The 2,181-nt window shown below is 67.3% G+C and carries 3 protein-coding genes; all 3 read left to right on the forward strand.

The window, feature by feature from the left end:
• The coding region (locus tag DYI24_RS25395) for an NnrU family protein (protein ID WP_246701367.1) at nt 1-422 on the forward strand (422 nt) is incomplete at its 5' end.
• A gap of 173 nt (nt 423-595) precedes the next feature.
• The gene (locus DYI24_RS25400) at nt 596-1,822 is read left to right on the forward strand and encodes an NnrS family protein (protein WP_164574280.1); all 1,227 of its coding nucleotides are present in this window, start codon (nt 596-598) and stop codon (nt 1,820-1,822) included.
• Between the two features lie 40 nt (nt 1,823-1,862).
• Entirely contained in the window at nt 1,863-2,111 is a 249-nt protein-coding gene (locus tag DYI24_RS25405; RefSeq protein ID WP_107343510.1) for a DUF2249 domain-containing protein, read from the forward strand.
• The last annotated feature ends 70 nt before the right edge of the window (nt 2,112-2,181 follow it).

The raw sequence follows: 2,181 nt of genomic DNA on the forward strand, positions 1-2,181 counted from the left end.
GCATTGGCGCCGCCAATCCGCTGTCGTTCGGCGGCGATCCGCGGAAAATATTCGATCCGCAACACCCGGGCGTCGTCGGCATCGTCCGGCATCCGCTGTTGTGGGCGATCGGCCTGTGGGCCGGTGCGCATGTCGTGCCGAACGGTGACCTCGCGCATGTGCTGCTGTTCGGCTTCTTTGCGATGATCGCGCTGGTCGGCATGATGATCATCGACCGTCGCAAGCGGCGCCAGCTCGGTGCCGAGCGTTGGGTGGAACTTGCGGCGCGCACCTCGTTCTGGCCATTCGCGGCGCTGATCAGCGGCCGCTTCAAGCCGCAGCGCTGGCGGATCAGCCCGCTGCGGTTCGGCATCGGGATCGCGGCATGGCTGTCGCTTCTGCTGCTGCACCCGCTGGTGATCGGCGTCTCGCCGCTGCCCTAACCGCCAGTCTCAGCCGTCATTGCTTCGTCGGCTACATCTCCGCGCCATGCGGACGATGCTGTTCCCTGCAAATCGTTCGCGAGTTTGTGCTGGCACAACCAGCGCTGGACGCCGCGCTCCTACACAGGATGAGCCGGCAAATGCACCGCCGGTGTCAGTTCCGGTGGACCGCGATGAGCAGCACGACGATCGAATCTTCCGCAGCCGGCCCCGCCAAGCGCAAGCCGGTGCCGCGCTATCCGTTGCAGAGCCGCTTGACCATCCTGTCGGCCGGCTTCCGCCCGTTCTTCCTGCTCGGCGCGATCTTCGCCGCGGTCGCGGTGCTGCTGTGGCTGCCGGTGTATCACGGCGAGCTGACGCTGCAGACCGCGTTCGCGCCGCGTGACTGGCACGTCCACGAGATGCTGTACGGCTATCTGCCGGCGGTGATCACCGGCTTCCTGCTCACCGCGATTCCGAATTGGACCGGACGCCTGCCGCTGCAGGGTGCGCCGCTGGCGACGCTGGCGGTGGTGTGGCTCGCCGGACGGCTGGCGGTGACGTTCTCGGCCGACACCGGGTGGCTCGCCGCGCTGCTGATCGATGCCTGCTTCCTGCTGCTGGTGGCACTTGCGGCGCTGCGCGAGATCATCGCCGGGCGGAACTGGCGCAATCTCAACGTCGTCGCGCTGTTGACGCTGCTGCTAGTCGGCAACGTCGCATTCCATCTCGAAGCGCATTTCGGCGGCACTGCCGACTACAGCATCCGGATCGGCATCGCGGTGGTGATCATGCTGATCTCGCTGATCGGCGGCCGTATCACGCCGAGCTTCACCCGCAACTGGCTGGTGCGCGCAAATCCCGGCCGGCTGCCGCAGCCGTTCAACAAGCTCGACATGGTGATCGTCGCGTTCAGCGGCCTGACGCTGGTGCTCTGGGTTGCGATGCCGTTCAGCCCGATCAGCGGCTCGGCGTTGTTGATCGCCGGCATGCTGCATCTGGTCCGGCTGGCGCGCTGGGCCGGCGACCGCACCGTCAAGGAGAAGCTGCTGCTGGTGCTGCACGTCGGTTATCTGTTCATCCCGCTCGGCTTCCTGTTGACCTCAGCGGCGGCGTTCGGGCTGATCCCGGTCAGCGCAGGCATCCACGCCTGGATGGTCGGCGGCGCCGGCGTGATGACGCTGGCGGTGATGACCCGCGCATCGCTTGGTCACACCGGCCAGCAGCTCACCGCCTCGCTGCCGACGCAGGGGATCTATCTCGCCGCCCTGTTCGCCGTCACCGCGCGGATCGCGGCGGCGCTGCTGCCGGCCTGGAGCGATCCGCTGCTGCATCTGGCCGCGCTCGGCTGGGCCACCGCCTTCCTCGGCTTCGCACTGAGCTATGGCCCGACGCTGCTCGCCCGCGGCAAGCCACACTGATCCACCCGCACCTTCACCCCACTCCAACCAGGACATAGTCATGACCGAAGCCGCCACCACGACCGAACGCGTGCTCGACGTCCGCGAGATCCCGCCTTATCAGCGCCACGAGATCATCCCGCGGCTGTTCGATCATCTGGCGCCCGGACAGGCGATGCAGATCGTGGTCGACCACGATCCGCGGCCACTCCGCCAGTTCTTCGCGTCAGTCCACGGCGATGATTGCCAGTGGACCTATCTGGAGCAGGGACCGGAGGTGTGGCGCGTGCAGCTCCGCCGGGCCGCGTAGCACTCAACGTGCGCCGAACCGGGCGATGTCCTCGTCCGAATAGCCGGCCTGCTGCAGCACCGTCTTGGTG

Origin of the sequence: Rhodopseudomonas sp. BR0C11 (assembly GCF_010820945.1) — a bacterium.
GTDB classification, from domain to species: Bacteria; Pseudomonadota; Alphaproteobacteria; order Rhizobiales; family Xanthobacteraceae; genus Rhodopseudomonas; species Rhodopseudomonas palustris_H.